The sequence below is a fragment of the Paraburkholderia sp. SECH2 genome, from assembly GCF_030464795.1.
GTDB lineage: Bacteria > Pseudomonadota > Gammaproteobacteria > Burkholderiales > Burkholderiaceae > Paraburkholderia > Paraburkholderia aspalathi.
In genome coordinates, this window is sequence record NZ_JALPRH010000008.1 from 102998 (window position 1) to 129681 (window position 26684).

At 62.4% G+C, this 26684-nt stretch carries 26 protein-coding genes; 8 read left to right on the plus strand and 18 right to left on the minus strand.

The genetic code is table 11. From position 1 onward, the window contains the following. Positions 1-44: 44 nt before the first annotated feature. Together M0D66_RS16175 and M0D66_RS16180 are read right to left on the minus strand one after the other, a co-directional pair. Positions 45-518, minus strand: coding sequence for a DUF2244 domain-containing protein (locus M0D66_RS16175; protein WP_063494650.1), 474 nt, complete (start codon positions 516-518; stop codon positions 45-47). Positions 519-832: 314 nt separating this feature from the next. After that, positions 833-1798, minus strand: coding sequence for a methyltransferase domain-containing protein (locus M0D66_RS16180; protein WP_266211010.1), 966 nt, complete (start codon positions 1796-1798; stop codon positions 833-835). An 84-nt stretch (positions 1799-1882) separates the two neighbouring features. On the opposite strand from M0D66_RS16180, the gene M0D66_RS16185 reads away from it, so the two are divergent. Together M0D66_RS16185 and trmL are read left to right on the plus strand one after the other, a co-directional pair. Next, positions 1883-2677 carry a ComF family protein gene (locus M0D66_RS16185; protein ID WP_266211011.1) on the plus strand — a complete coding sequence of 265 codons (795 nt, stop codon included), beginning with the start codon at positions 1883-1885 and terminating at the stop codon, positions 2675-2677. A gap of 18 nt (positions 2678-2695) precedes the next feature. Beyond that, positions 2696-3166: a tRNA (uridine(34)/cytosine(34)/5-carboxymethylaminomethyluridine(34)-2'-O)-methyltransferase TrmL gene (trmL, locus tag M0D66_RS16190; RefSeq protein WP_054035748.1), complete on the plus strand. Its 471-nt coding sequence runs from the start codon at positions 2696-2698 to the stop codon at positions 3164-3166. Here trmL and M0D66_RS16195 read toward each other — a convergent pair. From M0D66_RS16195 to M0D66_RS16215, 5 genes are all read right to left on the minus strand, one after another. Beyond that, positions 3139-3687: an O-acetyl-ADP-ribose deacetylase gene (locus M0D66_RS16195; RefSeq protein ID WP_093643763.1), complete on the minus strand. Its 549-nt coding sequence runs from the start codon at positions 3685-3687 to the stop codon at positions 3139-3141. The two genes, trmL and M0D66_RS16195, sit on opposite strands and share 28 nt — an antisense overlap. Positions 3688-3782: 95 nt before the next feature. Beyond that, positions 3783-4781 carry an NAD(P)H-dependent glycerol-3-phosphate dehydrogenase gene (locus tag M0D66_RS16200; RefSeq protein ID WP_266211012.1) on the minus strand — a complete coding sequence of 333 codons (999 nt, stop codon included), beginning with the start codon at positions 4779-4781 and terminating at the stop codon, positions 3783-3785. 22 nt (positions 4782-4803) lie between these two features. Beyond that, positions 4804-5274, minus strand: a complete 471-nt coding sequence (gene secB, locus M0D66_RS16205; RefSeq protein WP_035553688.1) for a protein-export chaperone SecB — start codon at positions 5272-5274, stop codon at positions 4804-4806. A gap of 176 nt (positions 5275-5450) precedes the next feature. Beyond that, positions 5451-5711, minus strand: a complete 261-nt coding sequence (gene grxC, locus M0D66_RS16210) for a glutaredoxin 3 (RefSeq protein ID WP_054035740.1) — start codon at positions 5709-5711, stop codon at positions 5451-5453. Further along, entirely contained in the window at positions 5708-6133 is a 426-nt protein-coding gene (locus M0D66_RS16215) for a rhodanese-like domain-containing protein (protein ID WP_054035864.1), read from the minus strand. Before M0D66_RS16215 ends, grxC begins: the two co-directional genes overlap by 4 nt. Before the next feature lie 137 nt (positions 6134-6270). Between M0D66_RS16215 and gpmA the strand changes: the two genes are divergently transcribed. The 3 genes from gpmA to M0D66_RS16230 all read left to right on the plus strand — a co-directional run bounded on the left by gpmA (position 6271) and on the right by M0D66_RS16230 (position 9847). Then, positions 6271-7017 carry a 2,3-diphosphoglycerate-dependent phosphoglycerate mutase gene (gene gpmA / locus M0D66_RS16220; protein ID WP_266211013.1) on the plus strand — a complete coding sequence of 249 codons (747 nt, stop codon included), beginning with the start codon at positions 6271-6273 and terminating at the stop codon, positions 7015-7017. 314 nt (positions 7018-7331) lie between these two features. Further along, entirely contained in the window at positions 7332-8912 is a 1581-nt protein-coding gene (locus tag M0D66_RS16225; protein WP_093643768.1) for a S41 family peptidase, read from the plus strand. 176 nt (positions 8913-9088) lie between these two features. Beyond that, entirely contained in the window at positions 9089-9847 is a 759-nt protein-coding gene (locus M0D66_RS16230; protein ID WP_200651368.1) for a molybdopterin-synthase adenylyltransferase MoeB, read from the plus strand. 86 nt (positions 9848-9933) lie between these two features. Here the strand turns inward: M0D66_RS16230 and ptsP are convergent, their stop codons facing one another. The 7 genes from ptsP to M0D66_RS16265 form a co-directional block, all read right to left on the minus strand. Next, the gene (gene ptsP, locus M0D66_RS16235) at positions 9934-11682 is read right to left on the minus strand and encodes a phosphoenolpyruvate--protein phosphotransferase (RefSeq protein WP_093643772.1); all 1749 of its coding nucleotides are present in this window, start codon (positions 11680-11682) and stop codon (positions 9934-9936) included. Positions 11683-11970: 288 nt separating this feature from the next. After that, the gene (locus tag M0D66_RS16240) at positions 11971-12240 is read right to left on the minus strand and encodes an HPr family phosphocarrier protein (RefSeq protein ID WP_054035732.1); all 270 of its coding nucleotides are present in this window, start codon (positions 12238-12240) and stop codon (positions 11971-11973) included. Positions 12241-12345: 105 nt separating this feature from the next. Then, positions 12346-12873, minus strand: coding sequence for a PTS sugar transporter subunit IIA (locus M0D66_RS16245; protein ID WP_093643774.1), 528 nt, complete (start codon positions 12871-12873; stop codon positions 12346-12348). A 331-nt stretch (positions 12874-13204) separates the two neighbouring features. Next, positions 13205-14161 carry a glutathione synthase gene (gshB, locus tag M0D66_RS16250; RefSeq protein WP_093643776.1) on the minus strand — a complete coding sequence of 319 codons (957 nt, stop codon included), beginning with the start codon at positions 14159-14161 and terminating at the stop codon, positions 13205-13207. Between the two features lie 102 nt (positions 14162-14263). Further along, positions 14264-15553, minus strand: coding sequence for a glutamate--cysteine ligase (gene gshA, locus M0D66_RS16255; protein ID WP_093643778.1), 1290 nt, complete (start codon positions 15551-15553; stop codon positions 14264-14266). Between the two features lie 229 nt (positions 15554-15782). Then, on the minus strand, positions 15783-17291 hold the full coding sequence (locus M0D66_RS16260) for an ammonium transporter (RefSeq protein WP_211702870.1): 1509 nt from the start codon (positions 17289-17291) through the stop codon (positions 15783-15785). Between the two features lie 43 nt (positions 17292-17334). Continuing rightward, a complete protein-coding gene (locus M0D66_RS16265; RefSeq protein ID WP_006048089.1) occupies positions 17335-17673 on the minus strand; it encodes a P-II family nitrogen regulator in 339 nt (112 codons plus the stop codon). A gap of 399 nt (positions 17674-18072) precedes the next feature. Between M0D66_RS16265 and M0D66_RS16270 the strand changes: the two genes are divergently transcribed. Both M0D66_RS16270 and M0D66_RS16275 read left to right on the plus strand, forming a co-directional pair. Next, positions 18073-18330, plus strand: coding sequence for an accessory factor UbiK family protein (locus M0D66_RS16270; protein ID WP_093645600.1), 258 nt, complete (start codon positions 18073-18075; stop codon positions 18328-18330). A 121-nt stretch (positions 18331-18451) separates the two neighbouring features. Then, on the plus strand, positions 18452-20065 hold the full coding sequence (locus M0D66_RS16275) for a YifB family Mg chelatase-like AAA ATPase (RefSeq protein ID WP_093645602.1): 1614 nt from the start codon (positions 18452-18454) through the stop codon (positions 20063-20065). A 343-nt stretch (positions 20066-20408) separates the two neighbouring features. Here M0D66_RS16275 and M0D66_RS16280 read toward each other — a convergent pair whose 3' ends face one another. Beyond that, a complete protein-coding gene (locus M0D66_RS16280; protein ID WP_256455601.1) occupies positions 20409-21077 on the minus strand; it encodes a hypothetical protein in 669 nt (222 codons plus the stop codon). Between the two features lie 173 nt (positions 21078-21250). Between M0D66_RS16280 and M0D66_RS16285 the strand changes: the two genes are divergently transcribed. Next, complete coding sequence (locus tag M0D66_RS16285) at positions 21251-21781, plus strand: TlpA disulfide reductase family protein (protein ID WP_093645606.1); 531 nt, start codon at positions 21251-21253, stop codon at positions 21779-21781. A gap of 88 nt (positions 21782-21869) precedes the next feature. On the opposite strand, the gene M0D66_RS16290 is transcribed toward M0D66_RS16285, so the two are convergent. The 3 genes from M0D66_RS16290 to M0D66_RS16300 are packed head-to-tail and all read right to left on the minus strand — an operon-like array spanning position 21870 to position 26566. Next, positions 21870-23222 (minus strand): sigma-54 dependent transcriptional regulator, encoded by a 1353-nt coding sequence (locus M0D66_RS16290; protein WP_200651366.1) that lies wholly within the window; start codon positions 23220-23222, stop codon positions 21870-21872. A 16-nt stretch (positions 23223-23238) separates the two neighbouring features. Further along, a complete protein-coding gene (locus M0D66_RS16295; protein WP_266211014.1) occupies positions 23239-25239 on the minus strand; it encodes an ATP-binding protein in 2001 nt (666 codons plus the stop codon). Positions 25240-25285: 46 nt separating this feature from the next. Next, a complete protein-coding gene (locus tag M0D66_RS16300; protein ID WP_093645738.1) occupies positions 25286-26566 on the minus strand; it encodes a dicarboxylate/amino acid:cation symporter in 1281 nt (426 codons plus the stop codon). Between the last annotated feature and the right edge of the window lie 118 nt (positions 26567-26684).

Genomic DNA, 26684 nt, shown 5'->3' on the forward strand with positions numbered 1-26684 from the left:
AGGCTGTCTCGCGCTCCCCGTGAACGCCGCGCGTCTCAACACGTCTAACAACGCGTGAGCCACATGCGCAATTCGCCTGCGAACTGCGCGCGCCGATACTGCGCGAGATGTTGCCCGATCATGATCGTCTGTCCGCGCGAGACCAGTTTGATCTGGTCACGCGGCGTTGCGCCCGGTTCGATCCGCACCCAGCGCGGATTGAATTCGAACTGCGTGAGCCGCTCGGCGCTGACCTGCTCGATCACGAGCCGGTTCTGAAACAGCCGGACGCGCTCGTAATCGACAGCATGACGCGCATATATGGCAAACGCGATGCCCACCGCCAGCAATTCAATACCGGTGAACGGCAACACCAGCCAGGCGCCGACCAGAACCAGCATGAAAGCAATTGCCAACGAGAACAACGCAAGCGACACGTAGAAACATACAAACTGCCGCGGTGATATCGAACAGTTGCGCTTCATCGTCCAGTCTTTGAGAACTGGTTCTGAATCCGCCAGCAGATCTGATGCTTCCATCGCTGCCTCCCGCCGACCGTCTCCGATCACCGCCTGCGGCCATTGCTTGCGACCACAGAATCCAGCTACTTGATTACTGCCGCGTCACTTCATGTTGCAGCCCTATGCCTCGGGCCTGCCGCCCCAAATGTGGGAACTCCGGGCGACAAACTGACGCATTATAGGCGCGATCCATGGCATCCACAAGCAAGCCTCAATCGGCCCACAAGCCCGGTGCGACAAGCCTCCGCGCCGTTTTGACGCAGCTTTCACGCGTCTTTTGAAGCGGTAATTTCAGACATAACAGATGTCCTCTTTACCGCTTCGTTGATTCCTCACCGATTCCTCGACGAGCCTCGTCCGATATCCTCGAGCCGCACGATCCCATGCCCTTCGGCCGTGGTGCGTGGCACGGCTTTCCAGGCGTGGCCGTAGATCACTTCGAAGGTCAGCGCGATCGTGCCGTCGGCGCGCCGGCGGGCTTCGAGCGCCGCCAGCAAAGCCTTGTGCAGCCTACGCGCGACAGCATTCGAGGTGCTCTCGCGCTCGAACGGATAGGCGCCCCAACGGCGCACATCCGCGAGCAGCGACTCGGGTGACTTATATGTAATGGTGAGTGTTTCCTGATCCATCACCGGAATCTCGAAACCGCTCTCGACCAGCATGTCTCCGAGGTCATGCATGTCGACAAAGTCGATCACGTGCTTGCGCGAGGCAACGCCATGTGCGGCCTCGACCTCGGCGTAGGTGCCGCGCAATTCCTTCAGCGAATCGGGGCCGAGCGTGCTGAACATCAGCAGGCCGTTCACTTTCAGCACGCGTTGCCACTCGGGAAACACGAGATCGGGCCGCGAGTGCCAGTGGAGAGCGAGATTGGACCAGATGAATTCGAAGGCGCCGGCCGCGAACGGCAGCGCCGAGAAGTCGGCCTGCGCGAAACGCGGACCACGGGCGCCGAGTGCCTTGCCGAGCGTGGCCGGCAAAAAGCGCCGCCAGCTCGTGTCGCCGGAATCGTGATGCAGCGCGCGGCTGAGCATTCCGTGCGACAGGTCGGTGCCGAACACCGGCGCCTCGGGGAAGCGTTCGCGCAATCCGGGGATGTCTTCGCCCGCACCGCAACCGGCGTCGAGCACGCTCGACGGCGCAACCTTGATGTAGTCGAGGCGTTCGCGCATGCGCTGCGCGATTTCGCGCGGCAGGAACGCGACCTGGTCGAAGGTCGCCGCACGGCGGTCGAAAATTTGCCTGAGGCGCCGGGAATCATAGGCCGGACGGCCAGATTGAGACGTAGTTGGGGGCATGGGTGTCGTACTGGCGTAGAGCACGAAGTATACTCGTTCGCTTCCGTCCATTCAGCGTGAAAGGCCTTTACGGGCGGTCCAATCATGCCATTCCGAAAAAATTCCTCGTCTCCCGGCGGCTCGAACGCACTTTTTGCACGCTTCACGCGCGGCTTATATTCGGCGTGGCCGCATGTGATGCACGCTGCGTTGCCGAACCTGTGCGCACTGTGCGGCAATTTGTCGCATAAAACGCTGTGTGCTGGTTGTGACGAGGCGTACTGGAACGAAGCCAGATTGCGCTGCACGATGTGCGCGGTCCCTTTGTCCGGAACGCGCTGGGCGGGCCACGCGCAATATCGCTGTGCGGATTGCATCGGCGAGCCGCCGCCGTTCGAGGCGACCTTTGCTCTTGCCGATTACCGCCAGCCGCTCGATGCCTTGGCGCTCGGGCTGAAATTCCGTGCCCGGCTGATGCTGGCGCGCGAGTTTGCGCAACGCCTTGCGCGGCTCGCAGGGGATTCATGGGTGGACGCGACGGACAAGCCCGATGTGCTCGCGCCTGTGCCGCTGGCCAACAAACGTCTTACTGAGCGCGGCTACAACCAGGCCTGGCAGATTGCGAGGCCCCTGGCCCGCGCGCTGAATGTGCGCAGCGACGCCACCTTGCTGCATCGTGTGATTCACACCGCGCCGCAATCGCGGCTCGACCTGGACGCGCGCCGCTTGAACGTGGGCCGCGCATTCAAGGTCGCCAGACCGGTGCAAGGTCTGCATGTCGGCATCGTCGACGATGTGATGACGACCGGCGCGACCCTCGAAGCGCTGGCGCGTACGCTCAAAGCTGCCGGTGCGCGGCGCGTCACCAACTTCGTCGCGCTGCGTACGCCGAAAAACTAGTCTCTATCAGAAGCCATCATGTTCAATGTCGTTCTCGTCGAACCCGAAATCCCGCCGAACACCGGCAACGTTATCCGCCTGTGCGCCAACACCGGCGCACGGCTGCATCTGATCGAGCCGCTCGGCTTTCCGCTCGACGACGCCAAGTTACGCCGCGCCGGTCTCGACTATCACGAGTATGCGCAGATGAACGTGCATGCCGATTGGGCAGCGTTCGTCGCTAAGGAGACGCCCGACCCGGCGCGGATGTTCGCCTTCACCACCCGTGGCTCGGGCCGGTTTCACGAGCATGCGTTTCAATCCGGCGACTGGTTCGTATTCGGCGCAGAAACGCGCGGCCTGCCTGACACCGTGCTCGATCAATTCGCCAATGAACAACGCGTGCGTCTGCCGATGCGGCCGGGCAACCGCAGCCTGAATCTTTCGAATACGGTCGCCGTGGTCGTGTTCGAAGCGTGGCGTCAGACCGGCTTTGACGGCGGCGCCTGACGGCGCTTCAATTCGGTTTCGTAGCGCGCGAGCATGGCTTCGTCGAAACAGGCGAACACCACGTGCTCGATTTTCGGGGTGCGTGGCAAAGTTTCAAGCACAGCGCCCACGGCGATCTGCACGGCTTCGTTGGCAGGAAAATGGTAGATGCCGCAACTAATCGCGGGGAATGCAATGCTCGTGCAATGCGCCTGATGCGCGACTTCGAGTGAGCGTTGATAACAGGAGGCAAGCAGGTCCGCCTCGCCGCGCACACCACCCTGCCAGACCGGGCCGACCGCATGGATCACGTGTTTTGCCCGTAACTGGTAGCCACGGGTGATTTTCGCGTCGCCGGTTGCGCAGCCGCCGAGCGTTTCGCACTCACGCAGCAATTCCTTGCCGGCCGCGCGGTGAATCGCGCCATCCACGCCGCCCCCGCCTAGCAACGAAGTATTCGCGGCATTGACGATCGCATCCACGGCGAGTGTCGTGATGTCGACCACGCGCGCTTCTAGCGTGCAATTGTTAAAACTGGGCATGAGAACCTCGCTGGTCCGAAGCGTCGATAAAACGTGGACAGCGATGGCGGGCAGCCGTTCAGCGCTTTTCGCGCTAAACGGCTGAAAGACAAGACTTATTCTGCTTTCGAATCGCGCCGCAGCAAGGCGCTGACGGCGTCGCGGGGCGCTACGCCGTCGAACAGCACGGCACAGACCGCCTGCGTAATCGGCATCTCGATCGCATGAGCGCGAGCGATTGCCAACACAGCTTGCGCACAACGCACACCTTCGGCCACGTGACCGAGGCCGCCGAGGATGTCGTCGAGCGTACGGCCCGCAGCGAGCTGCACGCCGACTGTGCGATTGCGCGAGAGATCACCCGTGGCGGTCAGGATCAGATCGCCCAGCCCGGTCAAACCGGTGAACGTCTCCGCCCGTCCGCCTAGCGTCACGCCGAGGCGCGACATTTCAGCGAGACCACGCGTAATCAAAGCCGCGCGTGCATTGAGACCGAGGCCGAGGCCATCGGCAATACCCGTGGCAATCGCCAGCACGTTCTTCACCGCGCCGCCCACTTCCACGCCGACGATGTCATCACCCGTATAGATGCGCATGGCGCCATGATGGAACGCGGCAACCGTGCGCTCCCGGCATGTCGATGACGTACTCGCGATCGTCAACGCGACCGGCAAGCCCTGTCCGACTTCACGAGCGAAACTCGGACCCGACAGCACGCCGTTACTGCCATGCCCCGGCAATTCAGCCGCGACCACCTGATGCGGCAACAACTGCGAGTCGGCTTCGAATCCTTTGCACAACCACACCACATGCGCCGGCACTTTGCCCGCGTCGTGCATCGCCCGGAACAAACCCCGCAGACCGGCGACGGGCGTCGCCACGACGCATAACGCGTCGTCGGCGAGCGCGTGGTCGAGCGCTGCATTCAGATCGGCTTCATAGCGAAGGGACGCCGGCAACGCAACGCCCGCCAGATAGCGGGCGTTTTCGTGCGAAGCGGAGAGATCGGCGATGAGCGCGGGTTCACGCGCCCACAGCACCGTGTCGTGCCGTGCGGCCAGATGTCCGGCGAGGGCTGTGCCCCATGCGCCGGCGCCGAGGACAGCAACCTTCATAGCCGACACCGAACGGACGCGTTTAATGCGTGACGCCGTTTTGCGCCGCGCCTTCCTGGCCGCCCATTTGCGCGAGACGTTGCTCGTACAGCGCCTGGAAGTTGATCTCGGCGAGGTGGATCGGCGGGAAGCCTGCGCGGGTGATCGCGTCGGCGATGTTCGAGCGCAGGTACGGGAACAGGATCGTCGGGCAGGCAATGCCGACCAGCGGATCGATCTGATCAGCCGGAATGTTGCGGATGTCGAAAATGCCGGCTTGCTTGGCTTCGATCAGGAACGCAACCTTGTCCGACACCTTGGCCGTGACCGTGCCCGTCACGAGGATTTCGAACACGGTGTCGGCGAGGCGCTCGGCCTTCACGTCGACTTCGACTTCGACCGACGGCATTTCCTGCTCGAGGAAGATGCCCGGCGAATTCGGCTGCTCGAGCGACATGTCCTTCAGGTAGATGCGCTGGATGTTGAAGAACGGCTGGTTATTCTCGTCGGACATGATTGAGTGATTCCCTGATAGGTATGCATGGCGGCGGCCCATGACTCCACGGGCCGCCAGATCGTTGCGGCGCATCGCCGGCCCTCGAGGTTGTCCTTGAAGGGCCAGCACGCGCCGACTTGTATTTCACCCGACTGACTCACGCGCCGGCCGGCGCACCAGTCAGGCAGCTTCGTTCAGGCAGGTTCGAGCAGAGGCATCAAACCGCCCGCGCGATCGAGCGCGGACAGATCGTCGTACCCGCCGACATGCGTCTCGCCGATGAACACCTGCGGCACTGTGCGGCGACCGGTCCGGGTCATCATTTCTTCACGACGGGCCGGGTCCTTGTCGATCAGTACCTTTTCAACGTGCTCGACGCCGCGCGACTTTAAAAGACGTTCGGCCATCTGGCAATACGGGCACACCTGGGTGCTGTACATGATGACTTTGTTCACTTGGCTGCTCCTTGTTTCACAACCGGCATACCGGCTTTCTGCCAGGCGTCGACACCGCCTTCGAGAACATGGACTTCGGCGTATCCCGCATCCTGCACGATACGCGCTGCCTTGTTCGACTGCTGGCCGGTCTGGCATACCAGCAGCACCGGGTTGCTCTTGTTCTTCACGAGTTGCGCGACTTTCGCCTGCAGCTCTGCAAATTCAAGGTGCCGCGCCGCGGGCAGATGGCCCTTGGCAAAGTCGGCGGACGGACGCAGATCGATGACCGCCGCATTGCGCCGGTTGATCAGTTGGGTGGCTTCAGCGGCCGACAGGCCACCGCGGCCACGCCGGCTGATCGTCGGCCACAGCAGCAACCCACCGGAGATGAGGACGATTGCGATCAGTACAAGGTTTGTGTAATCAGTGAAAAACTTCACGGAAAATCCGCCGAAAAAGAGAGAAATCGAAAAGGGCAATCCACCCATTATAAAATAACCGTCTGACGCGATGGCGGCGCTCCTCTAGAGGACCCTCGCAGCGCTTTACCGCTTCCTTACTACCGACCGGCAATCTCATGTACAAACTCGTTCTCATCCGCCACGGCGAATCGACGTGGAACAAGGAAAACCGCTTCACGGGCTGGGTCGACGTCGACCTCACCGAGCAGGGCAATCGTGAAGCGCAGCAGGCGGGCGTGCTGCTGAAGGAATCGGGCTATTCGTTCGATATCGCCTACACGTCGGTGCTCAAGCGCGCGATCCGCACCCTGTGGCACGTACAGGACCAGATGGATCTGATGTACCTGCCGGTGGTGCACTCGTGGCGCCTGAACGAGCGCCACTACGGCGCGCTGTCGGGTCTGAACAAGGCGGAAACCGCCGCCAAGTTCGGCGACGAACAGGTGCTGGTCTGGCGCCGCAGCTACGACACGCCGCCGCCGGCGCTCGATCCGTCGGACGAACGCGCACCCTACAACGATCCGCGCTACGCCAAGGTGCCGCGTGAGGAATTGCCGCTCACCGAGTGCCTGAAAGATACTGTCGCACGCGTTTTGCCGTTGTGGAACGAGTCGATTGCGCCGGCCATCAAGTCGGGCCGCAAGGTCGTGATCGCCGCGCACGGCAACTCGATCCGCGCCATGGTGAAGTACCTCGACAACATTTCGGACGACGACATCGTCGGCCTGAATATCCCGAACGGCGTGCCGCTCGTCTATGAACTCGACGAAAACCTGAAGCCGATCAAGCACTACTATCTGGGCGACCAGGACGCGATTGCGAAGGCACAGGCCGCTGTGGCCAAGCAGGGCAAGGCGGGCTAAACCGGGGCCACCGGCCGCCGCGGCCCCCGTCTGCAGTGAAAACTTGCAGCGGGGGCCCGGCGAACGGGCCGTTCCATCGGCAAGACCTACCGGCATACGCTGCCCGCCGGCTGTCAATTGCGCCATCGCACTGTCATCTTGCCGTTACTGCACATTACTTCAGCGGCGCGAGCGCCGGCTCACGAACCAGGGCCCGCCGGCGCTGTCGAATCACGATTGCCTGCGCTGCGCACTGACTGGGCGGGTGTGCAGTTATACTTGTCCGTCCCCATCTCTATCGACGCTGCCACGCGCTCCCGACCGCAACAGACTCTATGCGAAAGAACCTGAAAAATATCGGCCTGATTGCCGCGGGCCTTGCTACCGGCGCATTTGCCACCCTGCAACTCTCCGCCTCGGCCCAGCAACCCGCCAGCGCGGCCTCGAGCGCCGTCGCACCGTTGCCGCTGGACCAACTCCGGCTCTTTGCCGAAGTCTTCGGGCAAATCAAGCATGAGTACGTCGAACCGGTAGACGATAAAAAGCTCCTCACCGCCGCGATCAAGGGCATGGTGTCGAGCTTGGACCCGCACTCGTCGTATCTCGACAAGACCGATTACGAAGAACTGCAGGAGCAGACCAAGGGTCGCTTCGCGGGTCTTGGCATCGAAATTTCGTCAGAAGACGGCCTGATCAAGGTGATCTCGCCGATTGAAGACACCCCCGCGTTCCGCGCCGGCATCCGTCCGGGCGACCTGATCACCCGTATCAATGACAAGCCGGTGCGCGGCATGACGCTCGACCAGGCCGTCAAGCAGATGCGCGGCGATCCGGGCACCAAGGTCACGCTGACCATCTTCCGCAAGACCGACGACCGTACGTTCCCACTCACCGTGACGCGAGCGATCATCAAGGTCCAGTCGGTCAAGATGAAGATCCTGGCGCCGGGCTACGCGTATGTCCGCATCACCAGCTTCCAGGAACGCACCACGCCTGATCTGGCTGCGAAGCTGCAAGACATCGCCCGTCAACAGCCGAACCTGAAGGGTCTCGTGCTCGACCTGCGCAATAACGGTGGCGGTCTGCTGCAAAGCGCGGTTGGTGTTGCCGGCGCGTTCCTGCCGCCGAATTCGGTTGTGGTGTCCACCAACGGCCAGATTCCGGATTCGAAGCAGGTCTATCGCGACACGTACGATAACTACCGCCTGCAATCGTTCGACAGCGATCCGCTGAAAGACGAAGCACCGATCTTCAAGACTGTGCCGATGATCGTGCTGACCAACGCCTACTCGGCGTCGGCTTCGGAAATCGTCGCGGGCGCGCTGCAGGATCAGCATCGTGCGCTGATCGTCGGCAAGACCACCTTCGGCAAGGGCTCGGTGCAAACCGTCCGTCCAATGACGGCTGAAACGGCACTGCGTCTGACCACGGCGTACTACTACACGCCGAGCGGCCGTTCGATCCAGAACAAGGGCATCCGTCCTGACATCGCGGTCGATCAATACGCGGAAGGCGATCCGGACGACGCACTGGTGACCCGCGAAGTCGACTACTCGAACCACCTTGCGAACACGCAGGATCCGAACGAGAAGAAGGAAGCGGAACAGCGCGAACAGGAGCGCATGGACCAACTGCGCCAGCTTGAAGAGCAGAACGACAAGAAGACGCCGGAACAGCGTCAGAAGGATCGTGAGCGCAAGCCGGTCGAGTTCGGTTCGACCGACGACTTCATGCTGACGCAGGCATTGAACAAGCTGGAAGGCAAGCCGGTGCAGGAATCGAAGTCGCTGACCGAGCGGCGTCTCGCGCAGAACAAGCCGGCAGCATCGGCCTCCGCGCCGGTCGCGGTGAAGCCGACGCAACCGGTACCGGGCGCATCGGCACCGGCCTCGGCGCCTGCTACGCAAAGCAACTAAGCAGCAAACCCAACGTGTCTTCGCAGCGGAACGTGCTGCGAAGACACGTAGCAGTACCGTTGTAATATCCGGCACCAGCAAGAACACCCGCTCCCCCGCGCGATTAAAATAACGAAACCGCGCACGGCAGGCCATCGGTCCTGCATCTCATTGCGCGACACTCCACGCGCCCCGCCATGAATGACGACCAACTCCTCCGCTATTCCCGCCACATCCTCGTCGACGAAATCGGCATCGAGGCGCAGCAGCGCTTTATCGACGCGCACGCGATCATTGTCGGTGCGGGCGGCCTGGGCTCGCCGGCAGCGATGTATCTGGCGGCGGCAGGCGTTGGCCGTCTGACGCTGGTCGATGAAGATACGGTCGACCTGACCAACCTGCAGCGGCAGATTTTGCATGTGACGGCGTCTGTCGGGCGCAAGAAGGTGGAGTCCGGGCGCGATGCAATCGCCCAGATCAATCCTGAGGTGGTGGTGAACGCGGTGGCCGAACGCGTCGACGATGCATGGCTCGACCGCGAGGTGCCGCACGCCGCAGTCGTGCTCGATTGCACCGACAACTTCGCGACGCGCCACGCGATCAATCGCGCCTGCGTGAAGCATGGTGTGCCGCTGGTCTCAGGCGCGGCCTTGCGCTTCGACGGCCAGATCAGCACTTTCGATTTCCGCGATGCAGCGTCGCCCTGCTATGCGTGCGTGTTCCCGGAAGATCAACCGTTCGAGGAAGTCGCGTGCTCGACGATGGGCGTGTTCGCGCCCACGGTCGGGATCATCGGTTCGATGCAAGCGGCTGAAGCACTGAAAGTGATCGGCGAAATCGGCACGCCGCTGATGGGCCGTCTTACGATGCTCGATTCGCTGCGTATGGAATGGAACACGATGCGCATTGCGCGTCAGCCGGATTGCCCGGTATGTGGGCAACGGCATCAGGCCTGAGCCTACGCAGGCAAGACGCTAAAAGGAAAACGCCGCACATATGTGCGGCGTTTTTCATTTGAACCCACCAATCCGGATTTTCAGTTTCAAGCCAGTATCACGCGCTTGAGCGCCGCCTGCACCTCTTCCGGTTCGAACGAAGCCAACACGTCGGCCACCGGCTTCTCGAGCGTCTTCAGATGCGAGCGCAGGACTTCCTGCTTGACCACCAGCAACTGGCTCGGGTGCATCGAGAACTCGGTGAGGCCCATGCCGAGCAACAGACGCGTCAATGCCGGGTCGCCCGCCATCTCGCCGCACACCGACACCGGCACCCCCGCCCGCTTCGCCTCGCGCAGCGTGAAGGCGATCAGATGCAGCACCGCCGGGTGCAGCGGGTCGTACAGGTGCGCGACCGAGTTATCCGCGCGATCGATCGCCAGCGTGTACTGGATCAGATCGTTCGTGCCGATCGACAGGAAATCCAGCCGCTTGAGAAACAGCGGCAACGCAATCGCGGCGGCCGGAATCTCAATCATCGCGCCGACCTGCACGTTCGGATCGTAGGCAATGCCGGCATCGTCCAGTTGACGCTTGGCCTCGCGAATCAGATCGAGCGTCTGATCGATCTCCTGCGCGTGGGCGAGCATCGGAATCAGAATCTTCACCTTGCCGAACGCCGACGCACGAAGAATCGCGCGCAGTTGCGTCAGGAACATCTGCGGTTCCGAGAGGCTCCAGCGAATCGCTCTGAGCCCCAAGGCGGGGTTCGGCGCGGTTTCGTAGCCGTCGCCCCCAGCCATCGAATCGAGCGGCTTGTCGGCGCCGACGTCGATCGTACGGATCGTCACCGGCAAGCCGTTCATCAACTCGACCGCGCGACGATAGGCCGCAAACTGCTCTTCCTCTTCCGGCAACTGGTGCTTGTGATTCATGAACAGGAATTCGGTGCGGAACAGGCCCACCCCGGTTGCGCCCGAATCGACCGCCGCGCGCGCGTCCTCCGGCAACTCGATGTTCGCGCACAGTTCGATGCGCGTGCCGCAAAGTGTTTGCGTAGGCGAAAACTTCAGGCGTTGCAGCTTGCGCTGCTCCAACGCTTTTTCGCTCTGACGGTACGAATATTCTTCCAGCACGATGGGTGCGGGATCGACGATCACGATGCCGTGATCTCCGTCGACAATGATCAGGTCGTCTTGCCGGATCAACTGGCTCGCATGCTGCACGCCGACCGCAGCCGGAATGCCGAGGCTGCGCGCGACAATCGCCGTATGCGAAGTCCGTCCGCCGAGATCGGTGACGAAGCCCTGAAACGTTTGCGTTTTGAACTGCATCATGTCGGCCGGCGCGATGTCGTGCGCGACCACGATCATCTCGTCGCACGTACCGTGCACGCCGTCCACCAGCGCCACCGATGCGCCGGCGAGCGCCTTCAGCACGCGCTCCACCACCTGTTCGATGTCGGCTTTCCGCTCGCGCAGGTATTCGTCTTCGATATCGTCGAAATGACGCGACAGGCGCTCGAGCTGTTCGGTGAGCGCCCACTCCACGTTGTAACGGCGCGTACGGATCAGGTCGATGGTTTCCTGCACGAGCATTGCATCGTTCAGGATCATTGAATGAACGTTGATGAACGCGCCCATTTCGCTCGGCGCGTCTGCCGCGAGATCGGCGCGCAACGTGTCGAGCTCGTAATGCACATGTTGCTGGGCCGTGCGGAAGCGCTCGATCTCGCCCTCGATCTGGGCGGGTTCGATCAAATAGTGGTCTACGTCAAGTGCAGCCGGGGCGATCAGATAGGCCCGCCCGATGGCGATACCGCGTGACACGGGAATTCCATGCAGCGTGAAGGACACGCGCACCTCCTCTAGTTGTGTGATGCCGCGGCAAACCGCTGCAATGCTCTCAGACTCTGCTGGCCATTATAAATTCCGCGCCCGTTGTAGATACGTTAGGGCTGTGTGCAGCGCAGCACGAAATACCGTAACCATCCACAACAATGCGCCTTCGGCGAACATGCGCTCCGGCAACGCGAACCCCCGCGCGCCGCGAGCAGGCGCTTCTCAAGCTGCGATTGTCTCGCGCTAAAAAAAATGCCGCGGACAGCCGCGGCATTTTGCTTCAGGCAACGGTAACGCGTGAATTCACTGACCTTCGCCGAATTTATCAGCAATCAGTTTCAACAATGCGTCCATGGCTTCTTTTTCGTCGGTGCCTTCTGTTTCGATGAGCACCGTGCTGCCTATACCCGCGGCCAGCATCATCACACCCATGATGCTCTTGGCATTGATACGGCGGCCATTGCGGCTCATCCAGATTTCCGCCTGGTAGTTGCCCGCGAGTTGCGTCAACTTGGCCGACGCGCGCGCGTGCAGCCCCAGCTTGTTCACAATAGTCGTTTCCTGTTGCAGCATGTGATGGTCCGAAGCGCGGGTAAGTGTTGTAGTGAAAGGTGAAACTGCAAACCAGCTGCGATTGGGCGCGACCCAATCGCAATCGTTTAAAGCCGTGAGATCCGCTTACAACCCAGTCGAGCCGGCTTTCTGAGTCAGGTCGGCCTCGGCCGGCAGCGCTTGCAAACAGTCAGCGGCGGCGGCCTCTGGCGGCAAAGCGGGCAAACAGTCACTGGACCCCGCGGGCGGCGCAACCGGCGCCGGCGTGGCAGGCCCGATTGCGTGTACGCCCTTGGTGGCTCCAGCGAGCGCTTTGTCGACCAGCGTGTCGAGCGGCGTTGCGCGATAACAGACTGCGCGCACCAGCATCGGCAGATTGACGCCACACAGCACACGAACGTTCGGCACCGAAGCGAGCCGCCCGGCGATATTCGCCGGCGTGGCGCCGAACATGTCGGTGAGCACGAGTGCGCCGTTTTCTTCCTTGAGCCGCTCGATTTCCGAATGCGCAAACGCGACCTGCTGTGCGGGATCGCAATCCGGCGATACATCGATCACGCCGATGCGAGCCGGCAAGCCACCGTAGATGTGCGAAATACAATCGCGCAACGCGGTGGCGAACGGAGCGTGCGCAATGATCAGAATGCCTGCCATGTCAGCCTTACTGCAAAAGAACGGCCCCGAACCGTGGACCGGGACGAAGCCCGGTTCGTAAGCGCCCTCGACTGGCCGTGGGTCGTGAGGGCCGGAACGCATCACCTGACGAGCGGCCCGCGGCGCCTGATATCGCCAGGGCACAGGCGGGAAACAGCTCGTTCACAGTCCGCAATCCATGCCAGTGGCGTCTGACAGACACCTTCCAGTCGGCTTGGCGCGGAAGAGCGGGCATTGTATCAGGCTCATTTTCTCGCCAAAGCTGGTGTTTCGCTTGATGCGGATTTACTACACAGTTTGGGGGGCTTGGCAGCCATTCAAGGGCTGCGCCTCAAGCGGCCGCGCGCTCCAATGCGTCGATGAACATCGCGGCGACGTCGAAGCCGGTCTGATCCATGATCTCGCGGAAACACGTCGGGCTCGTCACGTTCACCTCGGTGAGCCAGTCGCCGATCGCATCCAGCCCGACCAGCAGCAGACCACGCGCGGCAAGCACCGGTGCGAGCATGTCTGCGATCTTGCGGTCGTGATCTGTGAGCGGGCGCGCCACGCCCAGTCCACCCGCCGCGAGGTTGCCGCGTACTTCATTGCCCTGAGGAATCCGCGCGAGCGAAAACGGCACCGCTTCGCCGCCGATCAGGAGAATGCGCTTGTCGCCTTCCTTGATCTCGGGGATGAACTTTTGCGCCATCACCGAGCGCGCGCCGTCGTGGCTCAACATCTCGATGATCGAACCGAGATTCATGCCGTCGGCCTTCACGCGGAACACGCCCATGCCGCCCATGCCGTCGAGCGGCTTCAGGATCACGTCGCCGTGTTCTTCATGGAAGGCGCGCAAACGGGCGGCGTCGCGCGTCACCAACGTCGGCGCGACGAACTCCGCGAACTCGCCGATCGCCAGCTTTTCCGAATGATCGCGAATCGCCTGCGGCTTGTTGAAAATGCGCGCGCCGCCGCGTTCGGCGATTTCCAGCAACCACGTCGACGTCACGTATTCCATGTCGAAGGGCGGGTCTTTGCGCATCACGACCGCGCTGAAACTCTTCAGCGATTTCGGCGTGGCCGCTTCAGCGGCGTACCACGTGTCGCGATGGAGGTCGGTCACGTCGCCGGTAATCGCAAAGCGCTGCACGTTCGCCTCGACGTCGCCGCCGGTCCACGCCAGATGTTTCGGCTCGCACGTGTAGAGCGTGTGACCGCGGCGTGCGGCTTCGGCCATCATCGCGTAGGTGGAATCTTTGTAGATCTTGAACTGAGTGAGCGGATCGGCAATGAAAAGAATGTCCATGAGGATTCCGGTGCGCCCTTAGGGCTTGGCATTGATCGTCAAATATAGTCGCTGAAAATGACGATGGCGGCACGCATGCCGCCATCGACCATCTCGCGAGGCTTAAACCTGAATTGCTTCCGGATCGGTCTTTTCCAGTTCGACCGATGCGGCCAGCAACCCGAGCCGCGCCACCACGCCGTACATATAGAAGCGGTTCGGCACCGCCGCGCCGGGCTTGGCGTGCGCATCCGGCAAGGCCGTATGCTCGAAGCCGAGCGGCACGAAGTGCATGCCGGGCGCGTTCAGATTCTGATCGCGCTCGCGGCTGCCGTGCACGCGGTAGAAGCCACCCACCACGTAACGGTCGATCATGTACACGACCGGCTCGGCGACTTCTTCGCCGATCCGCTCGAAGGTGTACACGCCTTCCTGCACGATCACGTCATGCACTTCGAGGCCGTCTTTGGTGGCGGCCATCTTGGCGCGTTCGCGCTTGGTGAGCGCGGCCACTTCCGAGGCGTCGTGCACGGTCATCACGCCCATGCCATAGGTGCCCGCATCCGACTTGATGACAACATACGGTTTCTCGGAAATACCGTACTCGCGATACTTCCTGGCGATCTTCTTCAGGACACCGTCGATCGCATCCGTTAGCGCTTCCTCACCGGTGCGCTCCTGGAAATCGACGCCTTCGACGTGCGCGAAGTACGGATTGATCATCCACGGATCGATCTCGACCATCTTCGCGAACTTCTTCGCGACGTCGTCATAGCAGGAAAAGTGCGTCGATTTGCGGCGAACGGCCCAACCGGCATGCAGCGGCGGCAGCAGATACTGCTCGTGCAGATTTTCCAGCACGGGCGGAATGCCGCCTGACAGGTCATTGTTCAGCAGAATCGAGCACGGGTCGAAATTCTTCAGGCCGAGGCGCCGCTGCGAACGCTCGAGCGGTTCGAGGACGAGCTTCTGGCCGTCGGACAATGCGATTGTGACCGGTCCGACGATGCTTTCGTCGAGCGTGCCGAAACGTACGTTCAAGCCAGCCTGGCGCATGATCGCGGCCAGACGGGCGACATTCTCCAGATAAAACGCGTTGCGCGTATGGCGCTCGGGGATCACCAGCAGATTCTTCGCGTCCGGGCAGATCTTTTCGATCGACGCCATCGCGGCCTGCACGGCGAGCGGCAGCACTTCCTGCGGCAGATTGTTGAATGCGCCGGGAAACAGATTGGTGTCGACCGGCGCGAGCTTGAAGCCCGCGTTACGCAGGTCGACTGAACAGTAGAACGGCGGCGTGTGCTCCTGCCATTCGAGCCGGAACCAGCGTTCGATGGCGGGGGTAGCGTCGAGGATCTTCCGCTCGAGGTCGAGCAGCGGGCCGTTTAACGCCGTAACTAGGTGCGGAACCATTGATCACTCGCAGACTGGAGAAAAAAGATTGTAGAGCAAATGCTTTGTCCATTTGGGGACGCTTTCTCCATTCGCAAGCGGATGCGAATGCATTCTCGCTATCGCCATGATAGGCGGGGAAAACTGCTGTTCACAAGAGACGCGTCAAGAAAAAAGCCCGCCATGAAGGCGGGCCAAAGTCGCTGCGCTTGATTCTGATCCGCAAGTCCTGAGACTTGCGGGGGAATCCTTATTCGACGTGTTCGCCGTGCAGGCTCACGTCCAGACCTTCGCGTTCTTCTTCTTCCGTCACGCGCAGGCCCATCACCATATCGATCACCTTCAGCAGGATGTAGCTCACCACGCCGCTGTAGACCAGCGTCGTCAGCACGCCCTTGGCTTGCAGGATGACGCTGCCGTCCGCGCCGCCGATGTCCTTGACCGCGAACACGCCGGTCAGGATTGCACCCACGATACCGCCGATGCAGTGCACGCCGAACGCGTCGAGCGAGTCGTCGTAACCGAGCTTGTGCTTGAGCCACGTTGCCGACCAGAAGCAGATCACGCCTGCCGCGATACCGATCACCAGCGAACCCGCCATACCGACGAAGCCCGAAGCCGGCGTAATCGCCACCAGACCTGCCACGGCGCCCGACACGATACCGAGTACCGACGGCTTACCCTTGGTTGCCCATTCAGCGAACATCCATGCGAGTGCTGCTGCTGCGGTTGCCACTTGCGTTGCGAACATCGCGAAACCGGCACGGCCGTCTGCTGCCACTGCCGAACCCGCGTTGAAGCCGAACCAGCCTACCCACAGCATGGCGCCACCGATCAGCGTGAGCGTCAGGTTGTGCGGCGCCATCGCTTCCTTGCCGTAGCCGACGCGCTTGCCGAGCACCAGAGCACAGACCAGCGCCGCGATACCGGCGTTGATGTGCACCACCGTGCCGCCCGCGAAATCGAGGATGCCCGCGCTAGCCAGCCAGCCGCTCGGTTCCCAGACCATGTGCGCGATCGGCGAGTAGACGATGATCGACCACAGCGTCATGAACACGAGCATTGCCGAGAACTTCATACGGTCGGCGAACGCGCCCGTGATCAGTGCCGGGGTAATGATCGCGAACGTCATCTGATAGACGACGTAGACCGTTTCCGGGATCGTCGGTGCGAGGTGGCTGACGGTCAGCGTCGTGGCCTTGTCACCCTTGATGTAGTTCATGCCCGCCATGAAGAAGCGCGAGAAGCCGCCGATGAACGAGTTGCCCGGCGTGAAGGCGAGGCTGTAGCCCACGATGACCCAGATGATCGACACCAGGCAGGTGATCGCGAAGCTTTGCATCAGGATCGCGAGCACGCTCTTCTTGCGGACCATGCCGCCGTAGAACAGTGCCAGACCCGGGATCGTCATGAACAGGACGAGCGCGGTGGAGGTCAGCATCCAGGCGGTGTCGCCCGAATTGATCTTCGACGAATCGACCGAGAACGGCGCGGTCGGGGCGGCAGGTGCGGCGTCCGATGCTGCCGGCGCGGCTGCAGCGGCGCTGGCAGCCGGTGCGGCGGACGCATCAGCGGCCGGTGCCGAAGCCGCGGCGGCAGCAGGCGCTGCCGAAGCGTCAGGCGCCGGCGCACTCGCCGTCGTATCGGAAGCAGGCGCCGAGGCGGCTGCAGGGGCGGAAGCGTCGTCCGCGAGGGCGGCGCCGATACCGCCCGCGAGCAGCGAACCGGCCATCAGCATGGACATCAATAATTTGCGCATCTTCGTTTCCTCTTGTCGCTATCTGTGTCGCTATCTTTTGGTATTACAGAGCGTCCGCGCCGGTCTCCCCGGTGCGAATCCGAATCACTTGCTCGATCGGCGTGACAAAAATCTTGCCGTCGCCGATCTTGCCGGTGCGTGCCGCGCGTTCGAGCGCCTCGATCGCCTGATCGACGATGTCGTCCGAGACAGCCGCCTCGATCTTCACCTTCGGCAGGAAATCGACGACGTATTCAGCGCCCCGATACAGTTCCGTGTGGCCCTTCTGACGACCGAAGCCTTTGACTTCCGTCACCGTGATGCCTGAGACGCCGATGGCCGACAAGGCTTCGCGCGCCTCATCGAGCTTGAACGGCTTGATGATTGCGGTAATGAGTTTCATGAAATCCCTCGCTAAGTTGCGTAACCCGTTGCGTAACCCTGTTTGCGTATCCTGTAACCCGTTCGCGTGGTCTCGTTCCGCTGCCGGTAAAAAGCACCCGGCAGTGCGCGCGGGGCAGTAACAGCAACTCGCATGCCATGTTGTGTCAGACTTCGTCCGGGGCATGCTGCAGAAGGGGCGCAAGCGGCCTTGGCCGGATGGCCAACGTTGGCGGGGACCGGTGGCGCGGCGTATGGATCGTTGCTAGAGTGTTCGAAGGCTTTTAACGTTTGAGCGCGCACCAAACGGGCTCATACGGCAGCGGCAGGCAACAGGCCATGCACCAAGACGGCCCATTCAACGTGACAAAGCACAGGCGCAATGAAACATGCACATTTTTTGTGCATTAAGGGGAACACCATGAAACAACCGAACGATGTCTTTAACGATTTTCAGGCCCGCATGAGCGAGCTGTTCAAGAACTCGCCGGCCAAAGATGTCGAACGCAACGTGAAAGCCATGCTGTCGCAAGGCTTCTCCAAGCTCGACCTGGTCACACGTGAGGAATTCGATACGCAGACCCAGGTGCTGGTGCGCACTCGCGCGCGCCTCGAGGAACTGGAGCGCCGCGTCGCCGAGCTCGAACAGAAACTGCCGGTCACAACGCCAGCAGCCTGAAGCTTGGCCCGCAGCGCTTTAGCTGCGTAGTGCTGCACATCACTGGCAAGCGAGCCGTGACGTCATCAGCGTTTTAGGGGATTTGCGCGCGCCATCTGCGCGCGGTCCGACGGGAGAAAACATGTCGCTTGCCGTGGTGCGCAGTCGCGCGCCGGCCTCTGGCCGCGCGCCCGAAGTAACCGTCGAGGTCCACCTCGCGAACGGATTACCCTCTTTTTCGATCGTCGGCCTTCCTGATCTGGAAGTGCGCGAAAGCCGCGAGCGCGTGCGCGCGGCGCTGCAGAACTGCAGCTTCGATTTCCCTGTGCGGCGCATTACTGTCAATCTCGCGCCTGCCGACTTGCCCAAGGAGTCCGGCCGCTTCGATCTGCCGATTGCTTTAGGCATTCTGGCGGCGAGCGGGCAGATTCCGGCCGAGTCGCTCCTGCATCGTGAATTCGCCGGCGAACTGTCACTGACCGGCGCGCTGCGGCCGATGCGCGGGGCTTTCGCGATGGCCTGCGGAACGGCCCGCAGCGTTGCTTCTCCTGGCGGCGTGGCGGGCGTGTCTGCTTCTACTTGTACTTGTATTACTTCGGCCGGACCGGCAACGCCTGTTACGCCCGCTCAATCTGCCCCGCAGCTTTATCTACCCGCCGCGAGCGCGGCCGAGGCAGCGCTAGTGCCGGGTGTCGACGTCTATGGCGCCACCGATCTGCCGTCGCTGTGCGCACATCTGGCCGGAGCGCCCGACGCCCGGCTTTACCCTGTCGTGGCCCCCGACCTCAGCGAGACCGCGCCCACCGCCATTCCGGACATGGCCGACGTGATCGGCCAGCGCGGCGCGCGCCGCGCACTTGAAGTCGCTGCGGCCGGCGGACACCACGTCTTGCTGGTCGGGCCGCCTGGCGCGGGCAAATCGATGCTCGCCGCCCGCCTGCCAGGCCTGCTCCCGCCCATGACCGATGACGAAGCGCTCAGCTCGGCCGCGTTGCTGTCCGCCAGCCGGGCCGGCTTTACGCCCTCGCAATGGCGGCAGCGGCCGTTTCGCGCGCCGCATCATTCGTCGAGCGGGCCGGCGCTGGTTGGCGGGCGCAATCCGCCGCAACCCGGCGAAATCACCCTGGCGCATCTGGGCGTACTGTTTTTGGACGAATTGCCTGAGTTCGACCGCCATGTGTTGGAGACCCTGCGCGAGCCCCTCGAGGCCGGCCGCATCACCATCTCGCGCGCCGCCTTGCAAGCGGATTTTCCAGCCGCTTGCCAGCTAATCGCGGCGATGAACCCCTGCCCCTGCGGATGGCGCGGTGACCCCAACGGCCGCTGCCGCTGCACGCCTGAGATCGCGGCGCGCTATCTGCGCAAGCTGTCCGGGCCGCTGCTCGACCGGATCGACATCCAGCTCGAGATTCCTGCGCTCACGCCGGCGGAACTGTCGGCGCGTTCCGCCACCACCGGTGAGTCCAGTGCGGCGATCGCACTGCGGGTGAATGCCGCGCGTGAGCGGCAACTCGCCCGGCAAGGCAAAACCAATCGGGAACTGGGCGGACGGGAAGTGGACGAGGTCTGTCGGCCCGACGCGGAAGGAGAAGCTTTGCTGCGCCAGGCCGGCGAACGTTTCGGCTGGTCGGCGCGTGCTTACTACAGAGTTCTGAAGGTGGCCCGGACCATCGCCGACCTGGCCGGCACCGCCATGCCGAGCGCTGCACAAGTCGGTGAAGCCATCCAATATCGCCGGGCTTTTGGGTCGGTATAAGGCGAAAAATCGGCTGTCAAGACTTGACTTATGCACATGTACGCGTTCCGGATAGATTTTGAAACATCTGAAAGGCACGCGGAAGCATGCATCCAAAAGGCATTGATTCGATTGGACTTTTTCAAGCGACCGGAGCGGACTCGATCTGACAGAATGCCCACGGGATGGGCATCTACGGCAAAAAAAGCGAAGTTCTCAACAGAGTTATCCACAGGACCTGTGAGTAACCGGAAAACTTCAACGTAAACCGGGAATTAGCACGCGATGCTACGAAGGAACCTTCACTGTCTTCCACAAACTTGTCGCCCACCCGGTCGGCCAAAAAACATGCCGCTTTAAACGTTCAGTAGAGCTGGAACGACGAAAAAAACTGGTCGACCTGTTCCTGCTGCACGGGCTTGGAAGCAATGATCGCGGCCTGATACACATGCCGGCCACGCGCGACCAGCCGCGCATAGACGGTGCGCGTTTCGTGCTGCGACCCAGCCTCGCCGCTCAGTTTCATTTCCAGACCCAGCACCTTGCCGCCTGCGGCCAACGGGATTTGCACCGCGTGCGCATCCGGCGCGGCGCCGACGTTACGGGCGAGACCCGTGCGCAGGAATTCGAGGGCGGCGCGTTGCGTCGCTTCGTCATCGCTCGGCAGCATTACGGTGCCGACCGCGAACACGGCGTCGCCGGCTTCGGCTGTCTGCATCGCCATCTGCATCGGCTTGCCGTCGATCTGGACCGCGCGCTGATCGTTGTCCGGCTTGGCCGGCAAGTCGACCGTGTAGCCGTTGTCGTTATTCATGATGGTGCGCCAGTCGAAGGTCGGCGAACACGCTGCCAACGCGCCGCCCAACGCCAGCGTGCAGGCCACCGTGCGGAGAACTGCTCGCGCTCGCTGCAAGGGGAAAGCGACGCCGGCCGGGCGACCGTCTGTCAGGGCGAAACGTGGGGAACGGCTAACGGGGCGGCCAAACGGGATGATCGAGACTCGGGCGAGGAAGCGAAAAGCAGTTCGGAGCATGGGGACAGAAGATCGGGCTGACAGAAACGTAAAGTCCTATTATCGCCTCCCGGGCCGCCCGCTGCCGCGTTGCCGGAATCGGGCTACAATAACGACGCCAAGCAATACCGGATTTAACAGGCCAAATCCACGTACTGTTCCGCGCGTTCTGCGCGACTCTTGAGGTTCCGTTCATGAGCTCCACCCCGTCCACTGCCGCACGGCGCGCGAATCCGCTTCGCGCCATCATCATCGCCGTCGTGGCCATCGCGATTGCGACTGCCGGCTATTTCGCGTTCGCCGGCCAGCAGCGCGTGCCCGATGCGACCTTCACGTTGCTCTCGGGCCAGAAGGTCTCCACTGCCGATCTGAAAGGCAAGGTCTACCTGGTCAACTTCTGGGCGACCAGCTGCGACACCTGCATGAAGGAAATGCCGCAGATGGTCCAGACCTATAACCGCTTCAAGGGCAAAGGGCTCGAATTCGTCGCCGTCGCAATGAACTACGACGCGCCGATGTACGTGGCCAACTACACGCAAACCCGCCAGCTACCGTTCAAGGTTGCCATGGACGACGGCTCGGCCGCCAAGCAGTTCGGCAACGTGCAGCTCACGCCGACGACCTTCCTGGTCGACAAGGACGGCAAGATTCTGAAGCGCTATGTCGGCGAACCGCAATTCGCGGAACTCGACCAGTTGCTGGAAAAAGCGCTGAACGCTGCCTGATTGCAACGAAAGCCTGAATTAAACAACACCCAGATTCAAACACGCCGGCGCCGAGGTTATACCGCCTCGCCGCCGGCGTTTTTAATTCTCACCGCTCCCCTTCCCCTTTGGCCGCGAGGCCATATCGCTTGATCTTCTCGTAGAGCGTTGCCTTTCCAAGCTGCAGCTTGTCTGCCGCGACCGCCACTACGCCGCCCGCCTGCTCCAACGCCTCCGCGATCACCGCCCGCTCGAATTGCTCCACACGTTCCTTCAAGGGTTGTGTCGCTACGCCGTCGTCGGCGAATGACATGACAGGATCGTCGGCCACACCGAGCACGAAGCGGTCGGCGGCATTGCGCAGTTCGCGCACATTCCCCGGCCATTCCCGTTGCATCAGGCTCGCACGCTGCCGGTCGGTGAGAATCGGTGCGGGGCGTTGATAACGCACCGCCGCATCCAGCAGGAAGTGTTCGAAGAGCGGCACGATGTCCTCGCGACGCTCACCCAACGGTGGCAGCGCAATCGTCACCACGTTCAGCCGGTATAGCAAATCGCGACGGAACGAGCCGTCCGCGACATGCTCCGCCATATCGCCCTTCGCGGCAGCCACCACACGGCAATTCACGCGAATCGGCTGGTTCGAGCCGAGCCTTTCCAGCACGCCGTCCTGCAACACGCGCAGCAGCTTGACCTGCAACGCGAGCGGCATGCTCTCGATTTCGTCGAGAAACAGCGTGCCGCCCGAAGCGTGTTCGAGCTTGCCGATCCGGCGTTTTGCCGCGCCGGTGAATGCACCGGGTTCATAGCCGAACATTTCCGACTCGAACATCGGTTCCGGCAGCGCGCCGCAGTTCACCGCGATAAACGGTTTGTCACGGCGCGGCGACAGTTCATGCAGACTGCGCGCGATCAACTCCTTGCCCGCGCCGGTGTCGCCGTTGATCAGCACCGAGGCGTCGGTCGGCGCGATATTCGCGATCAGCCGCCGCACCTGCTCGATCGCCGGACTACGGCCGATGATGCGCGGCGCCACCGTGTTCTGTCCGGCCAGTTCACGCCGCAGCGCGAGGTTCTCCAGCACCAGCTTGCGGCGCTCCAGCGCACGTCGCACGGTTTCGATCAGACGCTCGGATGCGAAGGGCTTTTCGATGAAGTCATACGCGCCGTCGCGCATCGCCTGTACGGCCATCGAAATATCGCCATGGCCGGTAACCAGAATCACCGGCACGTCGGGCGCGCGTTCGTGGCACTGCGCAAGCAATTCGAGTCCACTCGCGCCAGGCAAGCGAATATCGCTGACGATCACCCCGGAGAAGTCCGCGCTAATCATCTTCGCCGCGGATTCCGCCGACGCATGGCCGATCACCTCGAAGCCCGCCAGTTGCAGACTCTGCACGCTGGCGCGCCGCACCAGTTCGTCGTCTTCGATATACAGCACTTGCAGGCCGTCGTTCAGCATGTTGTTCTCGTCTGATTCAGGAACCCGTGGTGAGCGGGTCCGATGTGTAGCTCGTCTGCACGCGCGCGCGGCGCAGCGTCAATACGAATAATGCACCGCCATCCGGCGCGTTGCGCGCCACCAGTGTGCCGCCGCAGTCGCGCGCAATCGACGACGAAATCGCGAGGCCGAGCCCCAGCCCCTGACCCATTTCTTTCGTAGTGAAGAACGGTTCGAACAGACGCGGCAGCACATCGTCCGGAATGCCTGGGCCGTTGTCATGCACAGCGAACGACACGCTCGACTCAGCGGTTTCGATCTCGATCGAAATGCGCGGCGGCATCAGCCCCGCCGTTGCGTCCAGCGCGTTGCCGAGCAGATTGATCAACACCTGCTCAAGTCGCAGATCGTCGCAATTGGCAACCAGATCGGCGGGATCGTCGGCGAGATTCAGCGGCGTGCGCACGCCGGCGCCGGCATCGAGCAAGGCGACCTCGACTTCCACGCCTTGCAGGCGTTTCTGCAGCAGCGCGATGACGTTGCGCAACGCTCGCATGACCGGCGCACGCGCACTGCGCGGCCGCGCGCGGCCGACAAACAATTTCAACTGATTGGTGATCTTGCCCATGCGCTCGGTGAGCGCCGCGATCGCTTCGAGATTTTCGAACGCCGACGCCTGATCGCCGCGTTCGAGCAGCACGCGTGTGTTGTCCGAGAAACCGCGCAGCGCGGCAAGCGGCTGATTCAATTCATGCGTGATGCCCGCCGCCATCTGACCGAGCGCGGCGAGCTTGCTGGCCTGAATCAGTTCGTCGTGCGCGTCGCGCAGTTCCTGCTCGGCGCGCGTCCGCTCGGCGACTTCTTTGTGCAACTGCTCATTCGCCTGCGAGAGATCCGCGGTGCGCTCCGCCACTCGCCGGTTCAGTTCAGCGTAGGCCTTTTGCAGCAGCGAACGGCTGCGCATTACTTCGCGCACCCGGGCGCGACGCATTCTCCAGTAGAACGCGAGCAACACCAGCGACACGTAGCCGAAGCCCGTCACAATGGTCGCCTTGCGCGCATCGGCGTCGACAGGACCGACGGGCGACATCGTAATCAGATGCCAGTCCGGCTCGCCCATGCCGCGCCGCGACGCCAGATAACGCGGTGCATAGCGGCCACCGCCGATCCGCACGATCTGCGCATTGCCTTCGAGCGTGCGCTCGATCGTCACCGGCAGTGGCGCGATCGGTTGCTGCGCATACTGGCGCGCCTGATAGATCGAATCGGCGACTTGCCCCGATAACGGGCGGATCGTGTGATATTTCCACGCCGGCACCGACGACAGAAAGATCACGCCGTGATCGTCGGCGACAACCAGAGGCTCGGACGCATCCGCGCCCTGAAACCATTCGAGATCGAGTTTGACGACGGCCACGCCGACGATCTTGCCGTCGCGCCGCACCGCCTGGGAGATGTAATAACCCGGCGCCTGCGAAACCGTGCCGATACCAAAGAAGCGGCCCACGCCACCCTTCACCGCATCGAGAAAATACGGCCGGAATTGATAGCCCGCGCCGATGAAGCTGCCCGGCCCGTGCCAGTTGCTCGCGGCGACGCAATAGCCGTCGAGCGGAATGATGTAAGTGACCGTTGCCCGCGCGTGACGGTTGAGGTCTTCGAGATAGAGATTGGCGCGTTCGACGTTGGCAGGGCTGGGATCGACCAGCACGTCTTGCACAATGGGATGCTCGGCCAGCAGATAAGGCAGCGATTCGTAGCGCTCGAGCGTGCTTTTCAGCGCGCTGGTCGTGCGATCGACCCGCACCGCGGCGTTGCGCCGCAAATTGTCGATCCCGCTCTGCCACGCGATGGTGTAAGTCAGCCCGCACGCCACCACGAGCCCGGCGACGAGCGCGAAGAGGATCAGCAGGCGGCGCGTCACGTTGGCAATATCCGATCGGTAAGGATCGGATATTGTGGCATAAGGCGCCGCGTCGCCGGCGTAAGCTTCGTCGGCCGACGGCGCGGGGGCCGGGCTCGTGGTCGCCGCTTTCATAGGTGGGCGTCCGCGGCCGAAGTCGTGCTCGTGACGGTTGCCTGGCTTACGCCTCGGCCGGCTCTTTGACCGCCACGTCACCCCGCAACGCAGCGTTCAGCTTGTTGCGGTCCAGTTCCTTTTCCCATGCCGACACCACCACCGTCGCCACACCGTTGCCGACAATGTTCGTCAGCGCGCGGCATTCGCTCATGAAGCGGTCGATACCGAGAATCAGCACCATGCCCGACAACGGAATGGTCGGCACCACGGCGAGCGTGGCGGCCAGCGTGATGAAGCCTGCACCCGTCACACCGCTCGCGCCCTTCGACGTCAGCATCGTCACCGCCAGCAGCGTGAGCTGCTGCGTCCACGTGAGGTCGGTGTTGGTGGCCTGAGCGATGAACAACACGGCCATCGTCATGTAGATGTTGGTGCCATCAAGGTTGAACGAGTAACCGGTCGGCACCACGAGGCCCACCACCGAGCGCGAGCAGCCGAGCTTTTCGAGCTTCAGCATCAGTTGCGGCAGCGCGGCTTCCGACGAGCTCGTGCCGAGCACGATCAGCATCTCTTCCTTGATGTAGGCGACAAAGCGCAGGATGTTGAAGCCCACCGCACGCGCGATGATGCCGAGCACGACCACCACGAACACGATCGAAGTCAGGTAGAACGTGCCGATCAGCTTGAGCATCGGCAGCAGCGAGCCGATGCCGTACTTGCCGATGGTGAACGCCATCGCGCCGAAGGCGCCGATCGGCGCCAGCTTCGTGATGATGCGCACAATGCCGAACAGAACATGCGAGAGCCCGTCGATGAAGTTCGTGACGACCTTGCCCTTCTCACCAGCCGTGGCCAGCACCGCGCCGAACAGCAGCGCGATCAGCAGGATCTGCAGGATTTCGCCCTGTGCGAACGCCGATACCAGCGTGTCCGGGATCAGGTGCATCAGGAAATCGACCGTGGTCTGGCCGTGCGCCTTCGCGGCATACGAGGCGACCGCCTTGCCGTCGAGCGTGGCCGGATCGATGTTAAAGCCGACACCGGGCTTCAGCACGTGGGTCGCGATCAGGCCGAGCACCAGCGCGAACGTCGAGACGATTTCGAAGTACAGCAGCGCCTTACCGCCGACGCGCCCGACCTTCTTCATGTCTTCCATACCGGCGATACCCGTCACCACCGTACAGAAGATGATCGGCCCGATCACCATCTTGATCAGCTTGATGAAGCCGTCGCCGAGCGGTTTCATGTCGACGGCGAAGTCCGGCGAAAAATGGCCGAGCGCGATGCCGATGATGATTGCCACGATCACCTGGACGTACAGCACTTTGTGGATAGGTTTCTTCACGATGTTTCCTGCGATATGGGTGAGCTCAAGGCCTGCCACGCTGCGCATCATGCGAACGAATAGTCGTCACGCCTGTGCACGGCATTAGGCCGCGACAAGACGACGAATTCAGAAATAC

Coding starts and splice junctions, on each gene's coding strand:
- M0D66_RS16260 (WP_211702870.1), bottom strand. CDS start 17,291: ATGCGCAAATTATTGATGTCCATGCTGATGGCCGGTTCGCTGCTCGCG.
- M0D66_RS16265 (WP_006048089.1), bottom strand. CDS start 17,673: ATGAAACTCATTACCGCAATCATCAAGCCGTTCAAGCTCGATGAGGCG.
- M0D66_RS16295 (WP_266211014.1), bottom strand. CDS start 25,239: ATGAAAGCGGCGACCACGAGCCCGGCCCCCGCGCCGTCGGCCGACGAA.
- M0D66_RS16275 (WP_093645602.1), top strand. CDS start 18,452: ATGTCGCTTGCCGTGGTGCGCAGTCGCGCGCCGGCCTCTGGCCGCGCG.
- M0D66_RS16185 (WP_266211011.1), top strand. CDS start 1,883: ATGCCATTCCGAAAAAATTCCTCGTCTCCCGGCGGCTCGAACGCACTT.
- M0D66_RS16230 (WP_200651368.1), top strand. CDS start 9,089: ATGAATGACGACCAACTCCTCCGCTATTCCCGCCACATCCTCGTCGAC.
- M0D66_RS16200 (WP_266211012.1), bottom strand. CDS start 4,781: ATGAAGGTTGCTGTCCTCGGCGCCGGCGCATGGGGCACAGCCCTCGCC.
- M0D66_RS16240 (WP_054035732.1), bottom strand. CDS start 12,240: ATGCTGCAACAGGAAACGACTATTGTGAACAAGCTGGGGCTGCACGCG.
- M0D66_RS16290 (WP_200651366.1), bottom strand. CDS start 23,222: ATGCTGAACGACGGCCTGCAAGTGCTGTATATCGAAGACGACGAACTG.
- M0D66_RS16285 (WP_093645606.1), top strand. CDS start 21,251: ATGAGCTCCACCCCGTCCACTGCCGCACGGCGCGCGAATCCGCTTCGC.
- gshA (WP_093643778.1), bottom strand. CDS start 15,553: ATGGTTCCGCACCTAGTTACGGCGTTAAACGGCCCGCTGCTCGACCTC.
- M0D66_RS16270 (WP_093645600.1), top strand. CDS start 18,073: ATGAAACAACCGAACGATGTCTTTAACGATTTTCAGGCCCGCATGAGC.
- M0D66_RS16280 (WP_256455601.1), bottom strand. CDS start 21,077: ATGCTCCGAACTGCTTTTCGCTTCCTCGCCCGAGTCTCGATCATCCCG.
- M0D66_RS16180 (WP_266211010.1), bottom strand. CDS start 1,798: ATGCCCCCAACTACGTCTCAATCTGGCCGTCCGGCCTATGATTCCCGG.
- secB (WP_035553688.1), bottom strand. CDS start 5,274: ATGTCCGACGAGAATAACCAGCCGTTCTTCAACATCCAGCGCATCTAC.
- M0D66_RS16225 (WP_093643768.1), top strand. CDS start 7,332: ATGCGAAAGAACCTGAAAAATATCGGCCTGATTGCCGCGGGCCTTGCT.
- gshB (WP_093643776.1), bottom strand. CDS start 14,161: ATGGACATTCTTTTCATTGCCGATCCGCTCACTCAGTTCAAGATCTAC.
- M0D66_RS16195 (WP_093643763.1), bottom strand. CDS start 3,687: ATGCCCAGTTTTAACAATTGCACGCTAGAAGCGCGCGTGGTCGACATC.
- trmL (WP_054035748.1), top strand. CDS start 2,696: ATGTTCAATGTCGTTCTCGTCGAACCCGAAATCCCGCCGAACACCGGC.
- M0D66_RS16175 (WP_063494650.1), bottom strand. CDS start 518: ATGGAAGCATCAGATCTGCTGGCGGATTCAGAACCAGTTCTCAAAGAC.
- M0D66_RS16245 (WP_093643774.1), bottom strand. CDS start 12,873: ATGGCAGGCATTCTGATCATTGCGCACGCTCCGTTCGCCACCGCGTTG.
- gpmA (WP_266211013.1), top strand. CDS start 6,271: ATGTACAAACTCGTTCTCATCCGCCACGGCGAATCGACGTGGAACAAG.